This window comes from Acidovorax sp. Leaf191, from assembly GCF_001424425.1.
GTDB lineage: Bacteria > Pseudomonadota > Gammaproteobacteria > Burkholderiales > Burkholderiaceae_C > Acidovorax.
This window is the reverse complement of sequence record NZ_LMPT01000005.1, coordinates 147,329-171,596: the sequence shown is the minus strand read 5'-3', so window position 1 is coordinate 171,596 and position 24,268 is coordinate 147,329. Positions and strand designations below refer to the sequence as shown.

Genomic DNA, 24,268 nt, shown 5'->3' with positions numbered 1-24,268 from the left:
ACCCGTTCGGGATGCGCCTGCCAGCCCACCTCCCACCCGTTCGGGCTGAGCCAGTCGAAGCCAGGGCCGATCAATCGAATCCCGTGTTCAGCCCCAGGCTCCCGCAGTCGGTGCAAAGTGCCCATAAAAACAGGCCCTACCGCTTGACAGTCAAGCGTTGGCAGCTATCAAATCAATAGTAACCACAAGGAGACAACCCCATGCAACGCAGAACCCTCTTGTCCGCCCTGGCCGCCGCAGGCGCCACCTCCGCCGCTCCCTGGGCCGCAGCCCAGCAGTCCGCGTGGCCCGACCAGCCCCTGCGCTGGGTCGTGCCGTACCCGGCCGGCGGCGGCACCGACGTGCTGGCGCGCACCGTGGCCGAGGCCATGCGCCAGACGCTGGGCCAGCAGATCATCGTGGACAACCGCCCCGGCGCGTCCACCAACATCGGCGCGCAGATGGTGGCCACGGCCAAGCCCGACGGCAACACCTTCATGTCGGCCGACAACGCCGTGCTGGCTTTCAACGAGCACCTGTTCACCAAGCTGCCGTTCAACCCCGAGAAAGACTTCACCTACGTGGGCGGCATCAGCCGCTTTCCGCTGGCGCTCGTGGTCAACCCCGCGTTCGAAGCCAAGACGGTGAAGGAATTCCTGGCCTACGCGCGCGCCAACCCCGGCAAGCTCAACTACGCATCGCCCGGCAACGGCTCGCCGCACCACCTGGCGATGGAGATGTTCAAGAACCGCACCAAGACCTTCCTCACCCACATCCCCTACCGGGGCGCCGCGCCTGCGCTGCAGGACGTGATGGGCGGGCAGGTGCCCTGCATGTTCCTGGACCTGGCCGCCGGCCTGCCCGTGATCACCTCGGGCAAGGTGCGTGCGCTGGCCATCGGCTCGGCCAAGCGCGTGGCTGCGCTGCCAGACGTGCCCACGCTGGCCGAAGCCGGTGTGCCCAACACCGAGGTATTCGCCTTCCAGGGCATCCTGGCGCCCGCCGGTTTGCCCGCGGCCATCACGGCGCGCCTCAACGGCGACCTGAACAAGGCCCTGCTCAACCCCGCCGTGGTCAAGCGCATGAACGACTTCGGCATGGAAGCCCTGCCCGGCACGCCCGAGCAGTTCCGCGCCATGGCACGTGCCGAGTCCAAGCGCTGGGGCGAGATCATCAAGGCCGCCGGGGTGAAGCTGGACTGACCGGACTGGTCGCGCAGACCGGGGGGGCCGCCCCCGGTCTGCGTGCCATCGCCCCAGGGGCAAGACAGCGCGTGGCGGGGGCTGCCACGCCATGTGCCTTCAACCTTCCGTCTCGGGCGCTTCGCTTGCTTCCGCATCCGGGTCCAGCGGTGCATAAAAGCCCGCGAAGGGTCGGGTGAACGGCGTGCCATTGAAGGTGTGGGTGCAGCACCGGCACCGGGGCACCAGGCTGGACGGGCCGACCACCTGGTCGACCAACTGCAGCGTCCCTGCATCATCCACGTACAGGCCGTTGTAGTAACTCGATTCACCGACCAGCACATACCGGCGCCGCTCGTTCGGGCGGCGCGCCACCAGCCAGAAGATCGGGTCGGGGCGGTCCAGCCGCGCCAGGGCCTCGCTGTACACGCCGTCCCACGGTGCGCCCACCTTCGAGATCAAAAACCTGAACAGCGGGGTGTAGTCGAGCCCTAGCTGGCGCCGCCCGTGCATGGGGCTGCGCACCGGCTCATCGCCCTGGGTGGCGCGCGCATTCCGGTCATCGCTGAAGTCCCCGCCCCGGCCGTGGTGCACGCGGTGCGCGGTGGTGTTCACCTTGCGGTAGAGCGGCTCCTTCCTGCGCGGGCGCCTTGCTGCGGTTCTCTCGTCGGGGTTCATGGGCGGATGCTTCTGGCGGCGGGTGCCGTTCGCGCCGCGATTTTGCCCTGTGCCTGCCTACTCCGGCAGGTGGCACACCGCTTCCACGTTGTTGCCTTCGGGGTCGATGACGAAAGCGCCGTAGTAGTGCTCGTGGTAGTCGGTGCGCAAGCCAGGGGCTCCGTTGTCTTTGCCGCCCGCGGCGATGGCCGCGGCGTAGAAGGCGTCCACCTGCGCCCGGTTGGGCGCGCGCCACGCCAGGTGGCAGCCCGTCGTGGCCGGTGCGCCGCCGTAGGGCGAGGGGCCGTCGATGAACCACACGTCGGCCTTCTTGCCGTCGGGCTCGGACGCATCGGGGTAGGCAAAGCCCAGCATGTTCGAGCCGTAGTTGCCCTCAAAGGACAGGCTGTAGCCCAGGGGTGCCATGGCGGCGCTGTAGAACTGTTTGGCGCGCGCGATGTCGGTCACGCGGAAGGTCATATGGTCGATCATGGGAGTGCTCCTTTGGGGGTAGGGCGTGCATGTCTCGGTTCTCTTCATGCATCACCGACACTGTATTTAAATACAGTGTCGGTGGCAAGCATCAAAACGCCCCGTCCGGTGGCGCAGCCTCCCGTCGCTGCCGGGCCAGGTCCCGTCAGTTCCACCCCTCCAGCACCAGCTTGCCGCGGGCCTTGCCGCTTTCGATCAGCGCGTGCGCGCGCTGGAGGTTCTCGGCGTTGATGGTGCCGAAGCGCTGGTCCAGCGTCGTGCGGATCAAGCCTGCGTCCACCAGCTGCGCCACCTCGGTCAGCAGCCGGTGCTGGCCGACCATGTCGTCGGTGCCGAACAGCGCGCGCGTGAACATCAGCTCCCAGTGCACCGACACCGACTTGCGTTTGAATTTCGTCACGTCGAGCGACACCGGGTCGTCGATCAGCGCGAACTGGCCCTGCGGCGCGATGGCCTCCACGATCTGGTCGAAATGCGCGTCGGTCTGCGTGAGGCTCACGATGATGTCCACCGCGGGGTGGCCGATGCGCGCCAGCTCCTGCGTCAGGGGCTTGCTGTGGTCGATGACGTGGTGGGCGCCCAGGTCGCGCACCCAGGCCTGCGTCTCGGGGCGCGATGCGGTGCCGATCACCGTGAGGCTCGTCAGCCGCGCCGCCAGCTGCGTGAGGATGGAGCCCACGCCGCCGCTTGCGCCGATGATGAGCAGGGTCTTGTGGGTGGGCTGCTTGCCAGGCGCCACGCCCAGGCGGTCGAACAGCAGCTCCCACGCGGTGATGGTGGTTAGCGGCAGTGCGGCGGCCTCGGCAAAGTCCAGCGACTTCGGGGCGTGGCCGACGATGCGCTCGTCCACCAGGTGCAGTTGGCTGTTGGTGCCGGGGCGGGCAATGGAGCCGGCGTACCAGACGCGGTCGCCGGGCGCAAAGAGCGTCACGTCCGGGCCCACCGCGCGCACGATGCCGCTGGCGTCCCAGCCCAGCACCTTGTGGTCGGGGCCGTCGCCGCTGCGTGCGCTGCTGTTGCGCACCTTGGTGTCCACGGGGTTGACCGACACCGCATGCACCTCCACCAGCAGGTCGCGGCCGGTGGCCACGGGGTCGGGCAGGGTGATGTCGAGCAGGGCGTCGGGGCGGTCGATGGGGCCTGGGTGGGTGTAGCCGATGGCTTTCATGGGGAGGACTCCGGGGTGGTCAAACAATGGGGTGAAGCGAGTGAAGCAATGGTCGGGTTTGTGGGCATGTTTGCAAATAGGCAGGCAATTGAATTCATATTCAATGAAAATTTGAAAATACCGGTTGCCGTCGCTCCCGCCACCTCTCAGACAAGACCCCATGAAAAGCCTGCAAGACCTCGACATCTTCGTGCGCACCGTGGACAGCGGCAGCCTGTCGGCCACCGCGCGGGCGCTCGACCTCACGCCCGCAGCGGCCAGCGCCGCCCTCAAGCGCCTGGAGGCGGAGCTGGGCGTGGCGCTCTTCGTGCGGTCCACCCGCAGCCTGCGGCTCACGCAGCAGGGCGCGCTGTTCCTCGAGCACTGCCGCCCCGCACTGGCCGCGCTGCACCAGGTGCGCGGCCAACTGCAGGGTGGGCGCGCCAGTGCATTCGAAGGCACGCTGCAACTGGCGGCGCCGTCCGACCTGGGGCGCAACGTGCTGCTGCCCTGGCTGGACGCATTCCAGGCGGAGCACCCGGGCGTCGACATCCGTCTGCAGCTGTCCGACCGCGTGGCCAATGTCTACAGCGAGCCCGTGGACGCAGCCTTTCGCTACGGCAAGCCGCAGGACTCCGGCCTGGTGGCGCTGCCCCTGGCGCCCGACCACCGGCGCGTGCTGTGCGCCGCGCCGGCCTATGTGCAGGCCCACGGCGCGCCGGACGCGCCGCAGGCGCTGGCCGACCACGCCTGCCTGTGCTTCATGCTCGGCAGCGACGTGCACGACCGCTGGCGCTTCTGGGACGCGGCGGGCCAGGAGGTGCTGGTGCGCGTGCGCAGCCGCAACGTGGCCAACGACGGCGACGCCGTGCGCCGCTGGGCCGTGCTGGGCCGGGGCATTGCCTACAAGTCGTACTTCGACGTGGCCGACGACCTGGCCGCCGGACGCCTGGTGCCGCTGTGCCCGGGCTTTGAGACCGAAGCCGTGCCGCTGTACCTGGTGGCGCCCAGCCGCCACCAGATCACGCCGCTGGTGCGTGCGCTGCGGGACTTCATGGCCGAGCGGCTGCAGTCGCTGGCCAGTGCGGCGCCGGGCCCTGCACGGGTAGGGTAAGTACAGACGGCTGCCCCCACCCTGGCCGCAGGTGCCATGGCAGCGCCGGTGCCCAGCGCACAAGGCCGCATCCGGCGCCTTCCGTGCGGTGGCCGTGCGGTGTTTGTGCAATGTTCGTACGCTTGCCGCTACAGTCGGTCACCGCCGGGCCCCCTGTGCCGCGCGACAAGTCCACCGCCCACCAGGAACCCGCCGCTTTCATGTCCGTACCCGTCCCACCCGAATGGACCGACGCATTGCGCCGCGCCCTGCCGCTGGCCGCCCTGCAGCCCGGCGATGTGGACTACTTCCTGGTGAGCCCCGGCGGGCGTTATGTGGGCTGCACGACCCACGCCCTGCACACGGTGCTGATCGACACCGCGCAGCGCCGCTACGCGGTGCTGGCCGACTGGAGCCTGCGCGGGCTCGACGATGCATCGGTCGAGCTGGAGTCCGACGAGACCCGCAGGCAGGCGTTCCCGGTCTATGCCGACCTGTGGCAGCCCGCCTTCACCGACCCTGCGCTGCCCTGGCAGCCGGCCAGGGACTGACCCCATGGCACCTGTCACCCCTTCAGCGTTTCGCGTACCCGGCGCGGTCTGGGCCGGGTGGGGCGTGCTGGCCGTAGGGCTGGGTGCCTCGGTGGCCATGGCCAGCGGTTTTGGGCAGTCCATGGCCTGCGGCACGTTCGGCCTGGGCTGCGTGGCGATGGCTTTCGGCATGCTGCTGTGCACCCTGTGCGTCACGCTGGTCCTGCTGCTGCGGGGCTGGAGCGCCCTGCGCCGCCATGGCGCGCAGGGCGGCGGTTGGGCCTGGCTCGTCAAGGTGCTGACGGCAGGCACCGCAGGCGTGGTGGCCCTGGCGATCTTGTTGCTGGTGGGGTTCGTGGTGCTGGTGGTGGTGCGATAGGTCGTCAGGGTGGGCGGGGCAGGGCGGGGCTTGAGCGCTGGGTGGTTGGCGGTTGGTGGTTTGTGGCGGTAACCACAGCGCGCGCACCATCGCAGGCCCGTCCCGAAGTGCCCCCGGGCCTGTCCGTGTTGTTGCCAAGGCGACCGGCAAGCCGGGCACGCCAGCGACACAATGCACCCCCCACCCAAGGACTGCCAGGATTGCCATGCTGAACTTCGACTTCCACAACCCCACCCACATCGCCTTCGGCCAGGGCCGCATCGCCGACCTGGACAAGCTCGTGCCCGCCGCGGCCAAGGTGCTCATCCTCGTGGGCGGCGCCAGTGCCGAGAAGACCGGCACGTTGGCCGAGGTGCGCACGGCGCTGGCCAGCCGCCAGCACGCCACCTTCAGCGGCATCGAACCCAACCCCAGCTACGAAACCTCGATGAAGGCCGTGGCGCAGATCCAGGGCGGCGGGTTCGACTTTCTGCTTGCGGTGGGCGGAGGCTCGGTGATCGATGCCGTGAAGTTCATCGCCGCGGCCGTCAAGTTCGAAGGCGGCGACCCCTGGGCCATTCTGGAAAAGCACGGCCGCAACGTCACCGCCGCGCTGCCCTTCGGCGCCGTGCTCACGCTGCCCGCCACGGGCTCCGAGATGAACAACGGCGGCGTCATCTCCCACCGTGCCAAAGGCGCCAAGCTGGCCTTTGGCAGCAATCACACCTACCCCGTGTTCTCGGTGCTCGACCCCACCAAGACCTACACCCTGCCGCCCCAGCAGTTGGCCAACGGCGTGGTCGATGCGTTTGTGCACACGGTGGAGCAGTACCTCACCTACCCGGTCAACGCGCCCGTGCAGGACCGTTTTGCCGAGGGCATTTTGCAGACGCTGATCGAGATCGGCCCGCGCCTGCTGGCTGCCCCCGAGCCCGTGTACGACGACCGCGCCAACCTCATGTGGGCGGCCACCATGGCGCTCAACGGCCTGATCGGCGCGGGCGTGCCGCAGGACTGGGCCACGCACATGATCGGCCACGAGCTCACCGCGCTGCATGGCATCGACCACGCGCGCACGCTGGCCATCGTGCTGCCCGCGCTGCTGCACGAGCGCCGGGGTGCTAAGCGCGCCAAACTGCTGCAGTACGGCGAGCGCGTGTGGGGCATCACCACCGGCACCGACGACGAGCGCATCACCGCCGCCATCGACCGCACGCGCGGCTTCTTTGAAAGCATGGGCATCGCCACGCGCCTGTCGGGCTACGGCCTGGGCGCCGACACCGTGGGCGCCGTGGTGGCGCAGCTGGAGGCGCACGGCATGCTCACGCTGGGCGAGCAGCGCGAGATCACGCCCGCCGTGAGCCGGCGCATTCTCGAAGCGGCGCTGTAAGCCAACGCCGCAACCTGCGCCGCGCCAGGGCGTATCTGCGCGGATTGCGGGTACGGTGGGCGGCTTGACGTTTCACCTCACCCCCAGAAAGGGATCGCAATGGCCCACATCCTCATGGTTCTCACGTCCCACAGCGAGTTGGGCGACACCGGCAAGAAAACCGGCTTCTGGCTGGAAGAGTTCGCCGCCCCGTACTACGTTTTCAAGGATGCGGGGGCCGAGGTGACCCTGGCATCGCCCCAGGGCGGCCAGCCCCCGCTGGACCCCAAGAGCGATGCCCCCGATGCGCAGACCGATGCCACGCGCCGCTTCAAGGGCGATGCCGCCGCCCAGGCGCACCTGGCCAGCACCCTGAAGCTGTCCGAAGTGAACGCGGCCCGGTTCGACGCCGTGTTCTACCCCGGCGGCCACGGCCCGCTGTGGGACCTGGCGTACGACACGCAGTCCATCGCTCTCATCGAGGCCACCCTGGCCGCCGGCAAGCCCCTGGCGGCCGTGTGCCACGCGCCCGGCGTGCTGCGCGGCGTCAAGGCGGCAGACGGCACGCCCCTGGTGCGCGGCAAGAACGTGACGGGCTTCACCAACGGCGAGGAGGCCGCTGCGGGCCTGACGGACGTCGTGCCCTTCCTGGTGGAGAACATGCTCATGTCGCACGGCGGCCTGTACACCAAGCAGGCCGACTGGCAGCCGCACGTCGTCACCGACGGGCTGCTGATCACCGGGCAGAACCCGGCGTCGTCGGAGCCGGCGGCGCAGGCGCTGCTCAAAGCGCTGGGTTGATGCCCACCGGGCGGCTGGCAGGCCGGCCACCCGCACGGGCCACCACCCGCCCACCCAGCGCGCGTTAACGCCCGGTTCGCGCACGGCTCGCGCCCCTCGCCTGCCGTTTCGCGCAGCGCCCTTGCATTTCGTCGCATGCCGCTGCCGCTGCCGGCCCGCGGTGCCTACAGTGCCGCCATGCCGCACCGACCGTCACTCCACGGTCGCGGCCCCTGGCACTCCAAGACGAAAGGCGCACCGTGATCCTCCTCCTTGTTCTTCTTTCCCTCGCCCTGCGGTGGGCAGCGCGGCACATCCGGCCGGTGGCGGCCACCGCGTTCGTGGCGCTGGCCGCACTGGCAGCTCCCGCATCGGCCCAGCACGCCGGCCTGCGCACCCTGGTCGTGCCCGGTGACGAGCCGATCAACGTCGCGCTGTTCTACCCCACCGTGCGCAGCGCGGGCGTGGTGCAGCTGGGCCCCTGGCGCCCGGTGGTCGGCCTGGGCGCGCCCGTGTCGGCCGAGCCGCTCAAGGGGCTGATCCTGGTGTCGCACGGCACGGGCGGCAATGAACTCGCGCACCACAACCTGGCCACGCGCCTGGCGGCCGAGGGCTACCTCGTGGCCGCCGTGCGCCACCCGGGCGACAACTGGCAGGACCGCTCCATGATCACCTCGGGCCGCTACTTCGGCGAGCGCCCGCGCCAGGTCAGCCGCGTGCTCGACGCGCTGCTGGCCAGCCCCGAGTGGGGGCCCCGCATCCCCGCCGGCCGCATCGGCGCACTGGGCCACTCGGCCGGCGGCTACACCGTGCTGGCCCTGGCCGGCGCGCAGGCCGAGCCCGCCCGCGCCGCCCAGCACTGCCGCAGCGTGCAGGACGACCCCGGCTTCTGCGGCCTGGCCCAGGGCCCCAAGACGCCGCAGCCGGTCGTCGCTGCCAACACGGCCACGCCCGCCAACGTGGTGCCGGACGGCGCCCTGGTCTCCGTGCCCGACCCACGCATCCGCGCCGTCGTCGCCCTGGCGCCCATGGCCGTGGTGTTCACCCCCGAGAGCCTCAAAGCCGTGACCGTGCCGGTGCTGCTGCGGGTGGCCGAGCAGGATGCCGTGCTGACGGGCAAGTACCACGGCGGGCTGGTGGCCGCGAATCTGGCCACCGCGCGGGCGGACACCGTGCCGGGTGCCGGCCACTTCGCCTTCATGGCCCAGCCCAGCCAGAGCCTGCCGTCCGACGCGGGCGACGCCGCCGCCAACCCGGCGGGCTTCGACCGCGTGGCCTACCACGCGGTGCTGGAGGCGCAGGTGGTGCAGTTCTTCGCGCAGCAGTGGCGCTGAGCCTGATGTTTTGAGATAGAAAAGCTGCCTACCGCTTGCCTGGTAAGCGCAAGCAGCTATCAAAAGTGTAGTGAATACTTCCGCCGGGCCCCTAGGGATCCTCTGCACGAATCATCGCGCCGTGTGCATCTGCGGTCTCGGGCGGCCTGCGACGTTGCAAATACTCGCAATAGCTACGGCTATTGCTGCGTTTTGCGCCTTGCACTCCATCCCGATCCGCAGCGCACACTTGGCAGCTCGATTCGTGCAGCGGATCCCTAGTACGGCAGGATTCCGGGCAGCAGCGGCCGGGCCAGCCGCTCGCACCACCACTTGAGCGCCTCGCCCCGGTGCTCGGGCTTCCAGGCCAGCCAGAAGGTCTCATCGGCCCGGGGCTCCTCCACCGGCACCTCCACCAGGATGCCGTTTTCCAGCTCCACCCGCACGCAGGCGCGCGGCACGAAGCCGTGGCCCAGCCCGGCGGCCTGGCAGGCGATCTTGGCCTGCATCGACGGCACGGTGATGCGCCGCTGGCCCGACAGCAGGCCCACCGTGCGGTCCGACAGCGTGCGCGCCCCGTCGCCCACCACCACGGCCGTGTGCTCCAGCAGGTCGCTGCGCGTGAGCGGCCGGCCCAGGCGCGCCAGCGGGTGCGACGCGGTCACGCAGAACACGAAGTCCAGGCTGCCCACCGCCACGGCCTTGTAGCCGCCGCCGGCCGGGCCTTCGCCCGCCGCCACGATGATGTCGGCGCGCCCGTCGCGCAGCGCCTCCCAGGTGCCTGTGAGCGCCTCGCAGCCGATGCGCAGGCGCGTGCCGCAGTTCAGCCCCTCAAAGGCCGCGATGTCGTCGTTGAATGCGCTGGTGGGTATCAGCGAGTCGTGCACCAGCCGCAGCTCGGACTCGAACCCGGTGGCTATCTGCCGCAGGCGCGATTCGAGCTGCCGCGCCGAGGCCAGCAGCCAGCGGCCCTCCTTGAGCAGCTCGTGCCCCGCGGGCGTGAGCGTCACGCGCGGGCCGTTGCGGGTGAACAGGGCCAGGCCCAGTTGCTCCTCGAGCTTGCCCACTGCGTAGGAGATGGTGGACGGCACCTTGTGCAGCCGCTCCGAGGCGCCCGCGAACGAGCCGTAGCGGGCAATCGCATCCACCAGTTCGATGGCTTCGAGGGAGAGTTTCAGCATGGCAACAGGCCCGGAATTTCAATCATCGAAATTATCGATGATGGATGGCCAAACCTTTCAACCTGATGCCCTGCCATGCGCCGGATACTTCATCCATCGCAGCACTGATGCCCAATGAAAGCCAGCAGATTTCAAACCGGACACCCAGTGTGAAATTCATCGACAGACATTGAAAGGAAGACACCATGCTCGACATCCGCAAAGCCCAACACCGCGGCAACGCCAACCACGGCTGGCTCCATTCGCGCCACACCTTCTCGTTCGGCCACTACCACGACGCCAATCAGCAAGGCTTCTCCGACCTGCTGGTCATCAACGACGACCGCGTGGCTCCCGGCAAGGGCTTCGGCACCCACCCGCACCGCGACATGGAAATCTTCTCGTACGTGCTGGAAGGCGCGCTGGAGCACAAGGACTCCATGGGCACCGGCTCGGTCATCCGCCCCGGCGACGTGCAGATGATGAGCGCTGGCACCGGCGTGCGCCACAGCGAGTTCAACCACTCGGGCGTTGAGCCCGTGCACTTCCTGCAGATCTGGATCGTGCCCGGTGCCCGCGGCGCCGCACCCCGCTACCAGCAGGTGCACTTCAGCGAAGACGACAAGCGCGGCCGCCTGCGCCAGATCATCTCGCCCGAAGGGGCCGACGGATCGCTGGCCGTGCACCAGGACGCCCGGGTCTATGCTGGCTTGTTCGACGGCAGCGATGAGTCGGCCGATCTGGACGTGGGCCCAGGCCGCAACGTGTATGTGCACGTGGCCCGGGGCAGCCTGGAGGTGAACGGCGAGCGGCTGTCCGAAGGCGACGGCGCCCGCATCCGCGACGCCGGGGCCCTGCGCTTCGCTAACGGCGAAGGCGCCGAGGTGCTGGTGTTCGACCTGCGGCCCAACGAGCTGCCCACGATGCCGCACTGAGCGGATGGGGCGCCGCTGAGGAGCGGGGTGGGCGATGCCGCCCATCCCTTGCGCCCCGGGCCGCCGCATTGCCTTGTCTCGTTTTTTTGTTTGTTCTTCTCGACGCACCTCCATCTTCAATTTCCAGGGAGTTCACCATGACCCACGCCAACACGACCACGACCACGACTGCCAGCGCCAACGCCGCCCGCCCCGTCGCCTACGCCAAGCCCGGCGCCACGCTGCTGAACGCCGACGACCACACCCTGGTCATGATCGACTTCCAGTCGCAGATGGCCTTTGCCACGCACTCCATCGACGCGATCACGCTGCGCTCCAACGCCGGCCTGGTGGCCAGTGCAGCCGCCGGGTTTGGGGTGGACACCATCCTCACCACGGTGTCTGAGAAGAGCTTCAGCGGCCCCATGTTCGAGGAAGTGACCGCACCGTTCCCCGACCAGGCGCTGCTGGACCGCACCTCCATGAACACCTGGGAAGACGAGGCCGTGATCGCCCGTGTCAACGCCATCGGCAAGCCGCGCATCGTGCTGGCCGGCCTGTGGACCAGCGTGTGCATCGTGGGCCCGGCGCTGTCGGCGTTGGACCAGGGCTTCGAGGTGTATGTGATCGCCGACGCCAGCGGCGACATCTCGGCCGAAGCCCACAACCGCGCCATGGAGCGCATGGTGCAGGCCGGCGCGCGGCCCATTACGGCGCTGCAGTACCTGCTGGAGCTGCAGCGCGACTGGGCACGGGGCGAGACGTACGACATGACGACGGGCATCGCCAAGAAGTTCGGCGGGGGCTATGGCCTGGGCATCACCTACGCCAAGACCATGTTCAACGCCCACGAAGGTTAAAAAGGGCGCATCAGCCTACTGCGCGACCCGATCCCGCACCTGCGGTTCTCGCCGTACGCTTGTACGGCTGCGGTCCTCGGTGCAGGCCAGGGCCGCTTGCTACGGCCACTGCACCCTTTTTGCGCTCTGCCATTGCTGAAATTCTCTGAGCCCCAAGACATGAACCAACCTGCCACCGCTCCCGACCTCATCCTGCGCAACGGGCGCTTCACCACGCTGGACCGCGCCAACCCCACGGCCAGCGCGGTCGCCATTGCGCAAGGGCGCTTCACCAAGGTGGGTGACGACCGCGAGGTGATGGCCCTGGCCGGTGCGGGCACGCGGGTCATCGACCTGGGCGGGCGCAGCGTGCTGCCGGGGCTCATCGACAACCACCTGCACATCATCCGCGGCGGCCTCAACTTCAACATGGAGCTGCGGTGGGACGGGGTGAAGAGCCTGGCCGATGCCATGGCCATGCTCAAAGCCCAGGTGGCGGTGACGCCCGCCCCGCAGTGGGTGCGCGTGGTGGGCGGCTTCACCGAACACCAGTTTGCGGAAAAGCGCCTGCCCACGCTGGCCGAGCTGAACGCCGTGGCGCCCGACACGCCCGTGTTCATCCTGCACCTGTACGACCGCGCGCTGCTCAACGGCGCCGCGCTGCGCGCCGTGGGCTACGGCAAGGACACGCCCGCACCGCCCGGTGGCGAGATCGTGCGCGACAGCGCGGGCAACCCCACGGGCCTGCTGCTGGCCAAGCCCAATGCGGCCATCCTGTATGCCACGCTGGCCAAGGGCCCCAAGCTGCCGCACGACTACCAGGTCAACTCCACGCGCCACTTCATGCGCGAGCTCAACCGCCTGGGCGTGACCGGCGCCATCGACGCGGGCGGCGGCATGCAGAACTACCCGGATGACTACGACGTGATCCAGGAGCTGGCCGATGCCGACCAGCTCACCATCCGCCTGGCCTACAACCTGTTCACGCAAAAGCCCCAGCACGAGAAGGAAGACTTCCTGAACTGGACGGCCACCTCGCAGTACAAGCAGGGCACGGACTACTTCCGCCACAACGGCGCGGGCGAGATGCTCGTGTTCTCCGCCGCCGACTTCGAGGACTTCCGCCAGCCCCAGCCCGAGCTCGCGCCCGGCATGGAAGGCGAGCTGGAAGAGGTGGTGCGCATCCTCGCGCAGAACCGCTGGCCCTGGCGCATGCACGCCACGTATGACGAGACCATCGAGCGCGCGCTCAACGTGTTCGAAAAGGTCAACCAGGACACACCGCTGGCCGGCCTGAACTGGTTCTTCGACCACGCCGAGACCATCTCGGAAAAGTCCATCGACCGCATCGCCGCCCTGGGCGGCGGGGTGGCCGTGCAGCACCGCATGGCCTACCAGGGCGAATACTTCGTGGAGCGCTACGGCGCCGCGGCGGCCGAGGCCACGCCCCCGGTCAAGCGCATGCTGGAGAAGGGCGTCCACGTGTCCGCCGGCACCGACGCCACCCGCGTGGCCAGCTACAACCCCTGGGTGTCGCTGTCCTGGCTCGTGACCGGCAAGACGGTGGGCGGCCTGCAGCTCACCCCGCAGCGCAACTGCCTCACCCGCGACCAGGCCCTGCGCATGTGGACCGAGAACGTCACCTGGTTCAGCAACGAGCAGGGCAAGAAGGGCCGCATCGAAGCGGGCCAGCTGGCCGACTTGGTCGTGCCCGACCGCGACTTCTTTGCCTGCCCCGAGTCCGACATCGCCGACACCACGGCCCTGCTCACCGTGGTGGGCGGCAAGGTGGTCTATGGAGTGGGCGACTTCGCGCGCTTCGACGACGCGGCCCCGCCGCCCGCCATGCCCGACTGGTCGCCCGTGCGCACCTTCGGCGGCTACGGCGCCTGGGGCGCCTGGGGCGCCCAGGGAGGGCCGGACGGCGCGCCACTGCAGGCCGTGCTGCGCAACGCGGCCGCGAACTGCGGTTGCGCCAGCAACTGCAACCTGCACGGCCACGCCCACGCCACGGCCTGGAGCAGCAAGCTGCCGGTGTCCGACCTGCAGGGCTTTTGGGGTGCGCTGGGCTGCGCCTGCTGGGCGGTGTGACGGTGCAGCACGCATTGCAAACTGCCGCCACCGCGCCCTGGGTGCAGACGCTGGCGCTGCTGTGCCTGTGCGCCGCCTACCTGCAGGGCGGCATCGGCAAGGCCCGCAACTTTGCCGGCGCCGTGGCCGAGGTGCGCTCGCTCGGTCTGGCGCCCGCCGCGCCCATCGCTGCTGCCACGCTGGTGCTGCAGCTTTCGGCCTCGGCGCTCATCCTGTCGGGCTGGTACCGCTGGATCGGGGCGCTGGCCCTGGCGGGCTTTACCGTGCTGGCCGCCTTGCTGGCAGACCGCTTCTGGGCCGCGCCGCCCGCCGATCGGCAGCGCAGCGCCAACGCATTTTTTGAACACTGGGGCCTGGTGGGCGGCATGCTGCTCGTCGCCTGGCACGACCTCGGAGGCCGCCATGCCGAATAACCAACACGATCATCACCACCACCACACCCCCGCTGCTGCAGCGCCCACGGCATCCACAGCGCCCGCGGCATCCGGCAGCTTCGCTCCCCTGGCCATCCCCGTCTTCGCGGTGCTCTGGGCCGCCACCGTGCTGGGCAACATCGGCAGCTTCATGCGCGACGTCGCCAGCGCCTGGATGGTGACCGAGCTCTCGTCCAGCCCCACCGCGGTCGCGCTGATCCAGACCGCCGCCACGCTGCCCGTCTTTCTGCTCGCCATCCCTGCGGGCGTGCTGTCGGACATCCTGGACCGCCGCCGCTTCCTCATCGGCGTGCAGGTGTTGCTGGCGGCCGTCAGCGGCACGCTGCTCATCCTGGCCAACACCCACATGCTGACGGTGGAGTGGCTGGTGGCGCTGACCTTCGTGGGCGGCATCGGTGCCGCGCTCATGGGTCCCACCTGGCAGTCCATCGTGCCCGAGCTGGTGCCGCGCAGCGAGCTCAAGAGCGCTGTGGCGCTCAACTCGCTGGGCATCAACATCGCACGCGCCATCGGCCCTGCGGCGGGTGGCCTGCTGCTGGCGAGCTTCGGCGCGGCCATGGCCTACGGCCTGGACGTGCTGAGCTATGTGTTCGTGATCGCCGCGCTGCTGTGGTGGAAGCGCCCGAAGGCCGAGGCGTCAGGCCTGAACGAGCAGTTCTTCGGCGCCTTCCGCGCCGGCGTGCGCTACGCCCGCGCCAGCCGCGAGCTGCATGTGGTGCTGCTGCGCGCCGCCGTGTTCTTCCTGTTTGCCAGCTCCGTCTGGGCGCTGCTGCCGCTGGTGGCGCGCCGCATGCTGGGCGGCTCGGCAGGCTTTTACGGCGTGATGCTGGGCGCCGTGGGCGCAGGCGCCATCCTGGGCGCCGTGCTGCTGCCCCGCTTGCGCCAGCGGCTCGACACCGACGGCCTGGTGTTGCTGGCATCCCTGCTCACCGCCGCCGTCATGGGCGTGCTGACCGTGGCCCCGCCCCAGTGGGCCGCCGTGGCGCTGATGCTGGTGCTGGGCCTGGGCTGGATCATCGCGCTGACCACCCTCAACGGCGTGGCCCAGGCCGTGCTGCCCAACTGGGTGCGCGGCCGCGGCCTGGCCATCTACCTCATGGTCTTCAACGGCGCGATGGCCGCCGGCAGCCTGGGCTGGGGCCTCATCGCGGGGCAGGCCGGCTTGCCGGTCACGCTGCTGCTGGGCGCGGCCGGGCTGGTGGTGGCGTCGCTCATCTTTCACCGCGTGAAGCTGCCCACCGGCGAGGCCGACCTGCAGCCCTCCAACCACTGGCCCGAGCCCCTGATGGCCCAGCCCGTCGCGCACGACCGGGGCCCGGTGATGGTGCAGATCGAGTACCGCATCGCCAAGCCCGACCTGCCCGCCTTCCTGCAGGCCATGCAGCACCTGTCCCAGGAGCGCCGCCGCGACGGCGCCTACGCCTGGGGCGTGGCCGAACACACCGGCGAGCCGGGCCGCGTGATCGAGTGGTTCCTGGTCGAGTCCTGGGCCGAGCATTTGCGCCAGCACCACCGCGTGTCCAAGGCGGATGCGGACCTGCAGGCGGAGGCGCTGCGGTTTCACCAGGGGCCTGGGCGGCCGGTGGTGCATCACTTTCTGGCGTTAGTGCCGGGGGAGAGTGCGGATGCAGATCCTGCACATTCCGCACCGGCGCACTGAGGCAGGCGCTAAACAAAATTTACTGCCAGAGCCTGGTGGACAAGCGCACGCAGCTATTCGCCCAGGAGTTTCATAATGCAGTGCTACCTGTGACGAGACTGCTTTGCCTGCCCACCCCACTGACCCATACCAAGCCCGCCTCACCCTTCTGCACTCAGAGCTTGCGGGATATGGCTTGTGGGGGTGCAATGTGCCATGACAGCACCCGAGACCGTGCCCAGGATCATCATCATTGCCGGACCGAATGGAGCGGGCAAGACCACATTCGCGCGGGAGTTTTTGCCCAATGAGGCGGCCTGTCCAGTGTTTGTGAATGCAGATTTGATCGCTGCGGGCTTGTCGCCCTTCGCGCCAGAGCTGGCTGCTCTTCAAGCGGGGCGCCTGATGCTGCAAGCGATTGCCCAACATGTGGACCGGCGAGAAAGTTTCGCGTTTGAAACGCTGTCGGGTCGGGCGTATGCCAGGCAGATTCCGCAGTGGCGGCGGGCAGGTTATTTTGTGGAATTATTTTTTTTGAGTCTGCCCCACGCGGGCATGGCGGTACAACGTGTGGCAGAACGGGTGCGCCAGGGTGGCCATCACATTCCTGAAGCGACGGTTCACCGTCGGTTTGCGGCAGGACTTCTTTTGCTGCGCACCGTGTACCAGCCGCTGGTGGACCAGTGGTCGGTGTATGACAACTCGGGGGATGAGCCCCAATTGATGGATTGGAGTGGAAAGCCATGACGAAGCCACATGCTGTGAATGAGCCCGTCCCGGCCTATACCACAAACGGGCGTGATGTGCAGGCGGACTTCAAAGGCGCTCAGGTGGCTATTCGCCGGGCGGCGCAGCGGGCCCGCCAAGTGGCCCAGCAAACGGGCACGGATTTGATCGTGGCCCGTGGAGGGCAAATTGTGCGTTTGCCGCCTTCACGCGACGGATCGGAGCAGTAGCTGGGGAGTTCAGTCGATCACGCAACTGATTCGGCTGCCGCTGCTGCAGCGCAAGCCTCCACCTCCACCAGGCAGTCATAAAACGTCGGCGCCCGCCCCAGGTCCGTCAGCGCCTGGCTCGTCACCTCGTTCACGTTCGTCCCATCGAGCCCCAGCTTGCGCCACCAGATGCCCAGGCCGTTGACCACGCCGGGGCGGGCGCGGCGCGAGACGGTGGCGTGGCACTGGTAGCTGCCGCGGTCGTTGAACACGCGCACCACGGCGTCGTTGGCGATGCCGCGGGCTTCGGCGTCGTCGGGGTGGATCTCCAGGATCGGGCGGCCTTCGATGTTGCGCAGGCTCGTCACGTTCACGAAGGTGGAATTCAAGAAGTTGCGCGCGGGCGGCGAGATCATGGCCAGGGGGTAGCGTGCGTCGGTGCCCTGCAGCTCGTAGTTGGGCAGGTGGTCGGGCAGGCCGTCCAGGCCCTGCGCGGCCAGGCGGGCGCTGTAGAACTCGCACTTGCCTGACGGTGACGGGAAGTTGCCTTCGGCAAACAGCGCATCGGGAATGGCCACCGTGGCAAAGCCCTGGGATTCGAGCAGCGCGTAGTCCACCGCATCGCCGAAGGCCTGGCGGCACAGCGCCTCGTCGGTGTCGGCAAAGCAGGGGTCGGCAAAGCCCATGCGCGCGGCCAGGTCGCGGAAGATCTGGGCGTTGCTGCGGGCTTCGCCCAGCGGCGCAATCGCGGGGCGGTTGAGCACCACGTCGGTGTGGCCGTAGGACAGGTGCACGTCCCAGTGTTCGAGCTGCGTGGTGGCGGGCAGGATGTAGTCCGCGTAGTCGGCGGTGTCGGTCTGGAAGTGCTCCAGCACCACGGTGAAAAGGTCTTCGCGCGCAAACCCGCGCACCACCTTGCCCGAGTCCGGGGCCACGGCCACGGGGTTGCTGTTGTAGACCACCACGGCCTCGACCTTCGGGCCGAAGGCGGGCGATGCCTCGCGCAGCAGGTCGTCGCCGATGGTCGTCATGTTGATGGTGCGCGGCACGCGCCCTGCGGCCGCCTGGGGCATCAGGTCGGGCCGCTGCAGCACCGCGCGCTGCGCCGGGAACTGGCCCGAGCTCGACAGCAGCAAGCCGCCAGCGCGGTGGCGCCAGGCGCCGGTGAGGGCGGGCAGGCAGGCCACGGCGCGCACGGCGTTGCCGCCGCCGCGCACGCGCTGCATGCCGTAGTTCAGGCGGATGGCGGCGGGCTGGGTGGTGCCGTAGTCGCGGGCCAGCTGGCGGATCTGCTCGACCGGAATGCCGCAGACTTCGGCCGCGCGCTCGGGCGGCCACTGCAGGGCGCGCTCGCGCAGCGGGTCCCAGCCCAGCGTGTGGCGCGCGATGTAGTCGTGGTCCAGCCAGTCGTGGGCGATCAGCTCGTGCATCAGCGCCAGGGCCAGCGCGGCATCGGTGCCCGGGCGCAGGGCGATGTGCTCGTGGCACTTGTCGGCCGTCTCGCTCTTGCGCGGGTCGATGCACACCAGCCGGGCGCCATTCCTCTTGGCCTGCTGCGCGTAGCGCCAAAAATGCAGGTTGCTGCCGATGGAGTTGCTGCCCCAGATCAGGATGAGCTGTGATTCGGCGAAGAACTCCACCTTCATGCCCACCTTGCCGCCCAGGGTCTGCGTCAGCGCCTCAGCGCCCGCCGATGCGCAGATGGTGCGGTCCAGCAGCGATGCCCCCAGCTGGTGGAAGAAGCGCCGGTCCATGCTCTCGCCCTGCACCATGCCCATGGTGCCGGCGTAGCTGTAGGGCAGGATGGCCTCGGGCGCGCGGGCGGCGATGGACTGCAGGCGCTGCGCGATGTCGTCCAGGGCCTCGTCCCAGCTGACGGGTGCGAACTGGCCGCTGCCGCCCGGGCCTTTGGGGCCCGTGCGCTTGAGCGGTGTGAGCACGCGCTCGGGGTGGTAGCTGCGTTCGGTGTACTTGCTCACCTTGGCGCAGAGCACGCCGTCGGTGTGCGGGTGGTCGGGGTTGCCCTGCACGCGGGTGGCCACGCCGTTGTCGTCCACGGTGGTGATCAGGGCGCAGGTATCCGGACAGTCGTGCGGGCAGGCACCGCGCACCTGGATCGGGCCAGAAGGGAGGGAAATGGCGGCAGAAGGCGTGGACATGGGTGGGGCGATCGTTAAACTTCGTAGGAAGCGGCGTGCATATCGAACCAATATCCAACAAAAAGCCCGCCGCTTCACCGCAGACTGCCGGGGACCTGTGCGCAGGTTCTTGCCGGCAGCGCCGAGGTGTCAACCTCGTTGTGTTGACAGGAAGAGGGATTTCACCATGAAGCCAAAGGCATTGGGGCGCAGACAGTTTTCCATCGGTCTGGGCGCGGTCGCGCTCGGCGGTTTCCACACCGCGCAGGCCCAGGGCGAAGCCCGCATCGTACTGGGTCAGTCGGCCGCATTCACCGGCCCGGCCGCGCAGCTGGGCGTGCAGTTCAACCAGGGCGCCAAGCTCTTTTTCGACCAGTTCAATGCCCAGGGTGGGGTGGGCAAGCGGCTGGTCGAGATTCGCACGCTGGACGACGGCTATGAGCCCGAGCGCTGCGCGGAGAACACGAAGAAGTTCATCGCCGACGACGTGTTCGCGCTGTTCGGCTACATCGGCACGCCCACCAGCCTGGCCGCGCTGCCGCTGTTCACGCAGGCCAGGCTGCCGTTCTTCGGCCCGTTCACCGGGGCCGAGGCGCTGCGCCAGCCGTTCAACCGGCTCATCTTCCATGTGCGCGCCTCGTACTACGACGAGACCGCGCTCATCGTGCGCCAGCTCACCAACCTGGGCCTCAAGAAGATCGCGGTGTTCTACCAGAACGATGCCTACGGCAAGGCGGGGCTCGACGGCGTGACCCGCGCGCTGGCTGATCTGAAGCTGGCCCCCGTCGCCACGGCCACGGTGGAGCGCAACTCGGTGGAGGTCAAAGCCGCCACCGACAAGCTCATGGCCGCCAAGCCCGACGCCGTGGTGCAGATCGCGGCCTATGCGGGCAGCGCGGCCTTCGTGCGCTCGGCGCGCAAGGCGGGGTTCGGCGGCACGTTCTACAACGTGTCGTTCGTGGGCACGCAGGCCCTGGCCGACGAGCTGGGCAAGGACGGCGCTGGCGTGGTCGTCTCGCAGGTCGTGCCTTCGCCCTACCAGCCCTCGCGCCAGATCACGCGCGAGTTCCTGGAGGCGATCAAGAAGGGCGGCGACAAGGTGCAGGCCAACTACTCCAGCATGGAGGGCTACCTGGCGGCCCGCGTGTTCTCCGAAGGCCTGCGCCAGGCGCAGGCCGGCGGCAAGGGCCTCACGCGCGAGAGCTTCATCACCGGCACCGAAGCCATCGGCAACCAGACGATCTCGGGCTTTCCGGTGGCCTTCAGCGCCACCAGCCATGCGGCGTCGAAGTTCGTGGAGATGTCGATGCTGACCGGCGACGGACGTGTGAGGACTTGAGCCCGGATGGACGCGGGTTCGCGCCCCATCATTCAATACCCAGAACCGTTCGGGCTGAGCCTGTCGAAGCCTTGCGCGGCGCTTCGACAGGCTCAGCGTGAACGGTTGTGTATTTTTGAAAGTAAGGCTTCACGGGATTTAATTAGTCGATCGACGTGGTGCGCGCCAGCCCTTGCATGAAGGCCTCGCAGCGGCCGAGCTGTTCGAGGCTCACGTACTCGTCGGGCTGGTGCGCCTGCTGGATGCTGCCGGGGCCGCAGACCACGGTGGAGATGCCGGCGTTCTTGAACAGGCCGGCCTCGGTGCCGAAGGCCACGAGGGTGGTGCTCTTCTCGCCCGACAGGGTCTGCGCCAGGCGCGTGACGGGGTCGTCCTTGCTGCCCAGGAAGCTCGGGATCTCGCAGATGGTTTCAAACGAGAAGCCGGCCGCGGGCGCCACCTGTTTCATGCGCGGCTCCAGCGACTTGGCATAGGCCACCACCTCGGACTGCATCTGCGCGGCATTGGCCGTAGGCAGGTCGCGGAATTCGTAGCGGAACTCGGCGTCGCGCGGCACCACGTTGTCGGCGATGCCGCCGTGGAACTGCCCCACGCTGGTGGTCGAGAACGGCACATCGAAGCCTTCGAAGCGGGGCTCCTCGCGCTCGAAGCCCTCACCCATGTCGCGCAGGCGGCTGACCACGCGGGCCGCCATCTCGATGGCGTTCACCGAGTGGGGCGTGAGCGATGAGTGCGCCTCCTTACCGCGCACGCAGCACTTGTAGCGGTACACGCCCTTGTGGGCGATGGCGGGCACCATGCTGGTGGGCTCGCCCACGATGCAGGCCAGGGGCCGGATGTTCGCGTCGCGCAGGTCGGCGATGAGCTCCTTCACGCCAAAGCAGCCGATCTCTTCCTCGTAGCTGAAGGCCAGGTGCACGGCAAAGGGTGCGTTGCTGTTCAAGAACTGCTCGGCCTGCGACACGGCGATGCCGATGAACGCCTTCATGTCGGCGCTGCCACGGCCATACAGGCTCGGGCCTTCGGGACCGTCCTTGATCAGCGCGCTCAGCGGGTCCATGGTCCAGTCCTGGCCGTCCCACGGCACGGTGTCGGTGTGGCCCGACAGGATGATACCGGCCGGTTTGCCCTCGCCCAGCGTGGCGAACAGGTTGGCCTTGGTCTTGTCGTCGTTGAAGGTCAGGCGGCTCTTCACTCCCAGCCTGGCCAGGTGGTCGCGGATGAAGTGGATCAGCTCCAGATTGGAGTTGTGGCTGACGGTGTTCATGCGCACCAGGGTTTGCGCAAGTTCGAGGGCGTGGGGCGAAATCATGGTGTGGACTGGTGATAAACCCGGGTTGGCACGTGGCTTGCTGACGGGCTAGACTGTGAGATCGTAAGGATACATATCATGAACGTAATTGATTCCATCGTCACGCAGGCGGCCAGCATTGCCGCGGTGCGCAAGGACATTCACGCGCATCCCGAGCTGTGCTTCGAAGAGGTGCGCACCGCTGACGTGGTGGCCCAAAAGCTCACCGAATGGGGGATTCCGATCCACCGCGGCCTGGGCAAGACGGGCGTGGTGGGCATCGTCAAGGGCCGCGACGGCGGCGCCAGCGGCCGGGCCATCGGCCTGCGTGCCGACATGGACGCCCTGCCCATGCAGGAGTTCAACACCTTCGCCCACGCCAGCAAGCACCAGGGCAAGATGCACGCCTGCGGCCACGACGGCCACGTGGCCATGCTGCTGGCCGCGGCGCAGCACTTTGCCAAGCACCGCAATTTCGACGGCACCGTGTACCTGATCTTCCAGCCCGCGGAAGAGGGCGGCGGTGGTGCCCGCGTGATGATCGAGGACGGCCTGTTCGAGCAGTTCCCCATGCAGGCCGTGTACGGCATGCACAACTGGCCCGGCATGCCGGTGGGCACGTTTGCCGTGAGCCCCGGCCCGGTGATGGCGTCGACCAGCGAATTCAAGATCGTGATCCGCGGCAAGGGCGGCCATGCAGCGCTGCCGCACACCGGCATCGACCCGGTGCCGATCGCCTGCCAGATGGTGCAGACCTTCCAGACCATCATCAGCCGCAACAAGAAGCCGGTGGATGCGGGCGTGATCTCGGTCACCATGATCAACGCGGGCGAGGCCACCAACGTGGTGCCCGACAGCGTCGAGCTGCAGGGCACCGTGCGCACCTTCACCGTCGAGGTGCTGGAGCTGATCGAAAAGCGCATGCGCCAGATCGCCGAACACACCTGCGCGGCGCACGACGCCACCTGCGAATTCGCGTTCGTGCGCAACTACCCGCCCACCGTCAACTCGCCCGCCGAGGCCGAGTTCGCGCGCAAGGTCATGACCGAGATCGTCGGCGCTGAACATGTGCTGCCCCAGGAGCCCACCATGGGCGCCGAAGACTTTGCCTACATGTTGCAGGCCAAGCCCGGCGCGTACTGCTTCATCGCCAATGGCGACGGCGCGCACCGGGAGATGGGCCATGGCGGCGGCCCCTGCATGCTGCACAACCCGAGCTACGACTTCAACGACGACCTGATCCCGCTGGGCGCCACCTACTGGGTCAAGCTGGCCGAGCAGTGGCTGGCCCAGCCCACGGCGACGGCCTGAACGCCACCGCTCCGCCGCCGCTGATTTCTCGTTCTGCCTTGAAACCCTGGGCGCCCCGTGTGCCCCGGGTTTTCTTTTGTCCCCCTCCCCCCCCGACCCCTGAAAGCCCCGCCCATGATCGGCATCCCCAGCGCCTTTTCCTCCAGCTACGCAGAGGCCCGCACCAAGCTCCTCGAAGCCGCCGCCGCGGCCGGCCTGCCCATCGAGTCGCACGCCCACCCGCTCAAAGGCCGTGACGGCGAGGACCTGGCGATGGACGTGGTGCTGGACGGCCCGGCCGATGCGAAAAAGCTGCTCATCGTGAGCAGCGCCTGCCACGGCGTGGAGGGCTACTGCGGCAGCGGCGTGCAGGTGTTCGCGCTGCACGACCAAGAGTGGCGCGACAAGGCACGCGCCGCCGGCGTGGCCACGCTGTACATCCATGCGCTCAACCCGTATGGCTTCTCGCACGTGCGCCGCTTCACGCACGAGAACGTGGACCTGAACCGCAACTTCCAGGACTTCTCCCAGCCCCTGCCGGTGAACAAGGCCTACCGCGAGGTGCAGCCCCTGTTGCTGCCCGAGCAGTGGCCGCCCTCGGCCGAGAATGCCGCCGCCCGGCAGCAGTACATCGACACGCACGGCGAAGCCGCCTGGCAGGCCGCCATCTCGCAGGGCCAGCATGAGTTTCCGCAGGGCGTGTTCTTCGGCGGCACCGAGCCCACCTGGAGCAACCGCACGCTGCGCCAGGTGCTGCGCCAGCACGGCGCCAACGCATCGCGCATCGCCTGGATCGACCTGCACACGGGCCTGGGCCCCAGCGGCCATGGTGAGCGCATCTACGCCGGCAAAGACGATGCCGACTCCGTGGCGCGCGCCCGGGCCTGGTGGGACGGTGGCGGCGCCACGCCGGTCACGTCCATCTACGACGGCTCCTCGACGTCGGCTTTCCTCACCGGGCTGATGTGGAACTCCGTGTACGACGAGTGCCCCCATGCGGAAACCACGGGCATCGCGATGGAATACGGCACCGTGCCGGTGCTGGAGGTGATGGACGCGATCCGCGCCGAGCAGTGGCTCAACCTGCACCCCGAGGCACCGGCCGAGCAGCATGCCCAGATCAAGGCGCAGATGCTGGCAGCGTTCTACACCGACACCGATGTGTGGAAGGGCCAGATCGTGAGCCAGGCGCGCCAGTCGATGTTCCAGGCGGTCGACGGCCTGGCCCGGTAGTTGGGTTTCATCGGCCTCCAGCGCTTGCCTGGCAAACGCAAGGTGCTACAAAAAACATAGTCATTT

22 protein-coding genes are annotated in these 24,268 nt (G+C 68.5%); 16 read left to right on the top strand and 6 right to left on the bottom strand.

The features are described from left to right. Positions 1–200: 200 nt before the first annotated feature. Entirely contained in the window at positions 201–1,181 is a 981-nt protein-coding gene (locus ASG27_RS06385; RefSeq protein ID WP_056165091.1) for a Bug family tripartite tricarboxylate transporter substrate binding protein, read from the top strand. Positions 1,182–1,280: 99 nt separating this feature from the next. Here the strand turns inward: ASG27_RS06385 and ASG27_RS06380 are convergent, their stop codons facing one another. The 3 genes from ASG27_RS06380 to ASG27_RS06370 all read right to left on the bottom strand — a co-directional run bounded on the left by ASG27_RS06380 (position 1,281) and on the right by ASG27_RS06370 (position 3,477). After that, entirely contained in the window at positions 1,281–1,838 is a 558-nt protein-coding gene (locus ASG27_RS06380) for a hypothetical protein (protein ID WP_200912355.1), read from the bottom strand. Between the two features lie 57 nt (positions 1,839–1,895). Then, positions 1,896–2,309 carry a VOC family protein gene (locus ASG27_RS06375; protein WP_056409985.1) on the bottom strand — a complete coding sequence of 138 codons (414 nt, stop codon included), beginning with the start codon at positions 2,307–2,309 and terminating at the stop codon, positions 1,896–1,898. Between the two features lie 145 nt (positions 2,310–2,454). Beyond that, a complete protein-coding gene (locus tag ASG27_RS06370) occupies positions 2,455–3,477 on the bottom strand; it encodes a zinc-binding alcohol dehydrogenase family protein (RefSeq protein ID WP_056409982.1) in 1,023 nt (340 codons plus the stop codon). Between the two features lie 160 nt (positions 3,478–3,637). Here ASG27_RS06370 and ASG27_RS06365 point away from each other — a divergent pair, with 160 nt between their 5' ends. The 6 genes from ASG27_RS06365 (at position 3,638) to ASG27_RS06340 (ending at position 8,920) form a co-directional block, all read left to right on the top strand. Further along, complete coding sequence (locus tag ASG27_RS06365; RefSeq protein WP_056409980.1) at positions 3,638–4,570, top strand: LysR family transcriptional regulator; 933 nt, start codon at positions 3,638–3,640, stop codon at positions 4,568–4,570. Between the two features lie 200 nt (positions 4,571–4,770). After that, on the top strand, positions 4,771–5,100 hold the full coding sequence (locus ASG27_RS06360) for a hypothetical protein (protein ID WP_156371473.1): 330 nt from the start codon (positions 4,771–4,773) through the stop codon (positions 5,098–5,100). Between the two features lie 4 nt (positions 5,101–5,104). After that, positions 5,105–5,458 (top strand): hypothetical protein, encoded by a 354-nt coding sequence (locus ASG27_RS06355; protein ID WP_156371472.1) that lies wholly within the window; start codon positions 5,105–5,107, stop codon positions 5,456–5,458. A gap of 205 nt (positions 5,459–5,663) precedes the next feature. Beyond that, positions 5,664–6,827, top strand: coding sequence for an iron-containing alcohol dehydrogenase (locus ASG27_RS06350; protein WP_056409971.1), 1,164 nt, complete (start codon positions 5,664–5,666; stop codon positions 6,825–6,827). A gap of 99 nt (positions 6,828–6,926) precedes the next feature. Continuing rightward, the gene (locus ASG27_RS06345) at positions 6,927–7,607 is read left to right on the top strand and encodes a type 1 glutamine amidotransferase domain-containing protein (protein ID WP_056409969.1); all 681 of its coding nucleotides are present in this window, start codon (positions 6,927–6,929) and stop codon (positions 7,605–7,607) included. Between the two features lie 239 nt (positions 7,608–7,846). Continuing rightward, positions 7,847–8,920, top strand: a complete 1,074-nt coding sequence (locus ASG27_RS06340) for an alpha/beta hydrolase family protein (RefSeq protein ID WP_235503841.1) — start codon at positions 7,847–7,849, stop codon at positions 8,918–8,920. Positions 8,921–9,177: 257 nt separating this feature from the next. On the opposite strand, the gene ASG27_RS06335 is transcribed toward ASG27_RS06340, so the two are convergent. Further along, positions 9,178–10,080 carry a LysR family transcriptional regulator gene (locus ASG27_RS06335; protein WP_010462967.1) on the bottom strand — a complete coding sequence of 301 codons (903 nt, stop codon included), beginning with the start codon at positions 10,078–10,080 and terminating at the stop codon, positions 9,178–9,180. A 185-nt stretch (positions 10,081–10,265) separates the two neighbouring features. On the opposite strand from ASG27_RS06335, the gene ASG27_RS06330 reads away from it, so the two are divergent. From ASG27_RS06330 to ASG27_RS06305, 6 genes are all read left to right on the top strand, one after another. Further along, on the top strand, positions 10,266–10,994 hold the full coding sequence (locus ASG27_RS06330) for a pirin family protein (RefSeq protein WP_056409962.1): 729 nt from the start codon (positions 10,266–10,268) through the stop codon (positions 10,992–10,994). Between the two features lie 137 nt (positions 10,995–11,131). Next, positions 11,132–11,833 (top strand): hydrolase, encoded by a 702-nt coding sequence (locus ASG27_RS06325; RefSeq protein ID WP_056409957.1) that lies wholly within the window; start codon positions 11,132–11,134, stop codon positions 11,831–11,833. 159 nt (positions 11,834–11,992) lie between these two features. After that, positions 11,993–13,903: an amidohydrolase gene (locus ASG27_RS06320; RefSeq protein WP_056409954.1), complete on the top strand. Its 1,911-nt coding sequence runs from the start codon at positions 11,993–11,995 to the stop codon at positions 13,901–13,903. A 14-nt stretch (positions 13,904–13,917) separates the two neighbouring features. Beyond that, positions 13,918–14,316 (top strand): DoxX family protein, encoded by a 399-nt coding sequence (locus tag ASG27_RS06315; RefSeq protein ID WP_442854060.1) that lies wholly within the window; start codon positions 13,918–13,920, stop codon positions 14,314–14,316. Continuing rightward, positions 14,306–15,997: an MFS transporter gene (locus ASG27_RS06310; RefSeq protein WP_235503840.1), complete on the top strand. Its 1,692-nt coding sequence runs from the start codon at positions 14,306–14,308 to the stop codon at positions 15,995–15,997. Before ASG27_RS06315 ends, ASG27_RS06310 begins: the two co-directional genes overlap by 11 nt. 195 nt (positions 15,998–16,192) lie before the next feature. Beyond that, entirely contained in the window at positions 16,193–16,723 is a 531-nt protein-coding gene (locus ASG27_RS06305) for a zeta toxin family protein (RefSeq protein ID WP_056409951.1), read from the top strand. 226 nt (positions 16,724–16,949) lie between these two features. Here ASG27_RS06305 and ASG27_RS06300 read toward each other — a convergent pair whose 3' ends face one another. After that, positions 16,950–19,070 (bottom strand): molybdopterin-containing oxidoreductase family protein, encoded by a 2,121-nt coding sequence (locus ASG27_RS06300; protein ID WP_056409948.1) that lies wholly within the window; start codon positions 19,068–19,070, stop codon positions 16,950–16,952. Positions 19,071–19,236: 166 nt separating this feature from the next. Here ASG27_RS06300 and ASG27_RS06295 point away from each other — a divergent pair, with 166 nt between their 5' ends. Continuing rightward, positions 19,237–20,388 (top strand): ABC transporter substrate-binding protein, encoded by a 1,152-nt coding sequence (locus ASG27_RS06295; RefSeq protein ID WP_056409946.1) that lies wholly within the window; start codon positions 19,237–19,239, stop codon positions 20,386–20,388. 142 nt (positions 20,389–20,530) lie between these two features. Here the strand turns inward: ASG27_RS06295 and argE are convergent, their stop codons facing one another. Next, the gene (gene argE, locus ASG27_RS06290; RefSeq protein WP_056409944.1) at positions 20,531–21,700 is read right to left on the bottom strand and encodes an acetylornithine deacetylase; all 1,170 of its coding nucleotides are present in this window, start codon (positions 21,698–21,700) and stop codon (positions 20,531–20,533) included. A gap of 78 nt (positions 21,701–21,778) precedes the next feature. Between argE and ASG27_RS06285 the strand changes: the two genes are divergently transcribed. After that, a complete protein-coding gene (locus ASG27_RS06285) occupies positions 21,779–22,990 on the top strand; it encodes a M20 aminoacylase family protein (protein ID WP_056165124.1) in 1,212 nt (403 codons plus the stop codon). A 114-nt stretch (positions 22,991–23,104) separates the two neighbouring features. Next, entirely contained in the window at positions 23,105–24,202 is a 1,098-nt protein-coding gene (locus tag ASG27_RS06280; RefSeq protein ID WP_056409940.1) for a M14 family metallopeptidase, read from the top strand. Positions 24,203–24,268 lie beyond the last annotated feature (66 nt).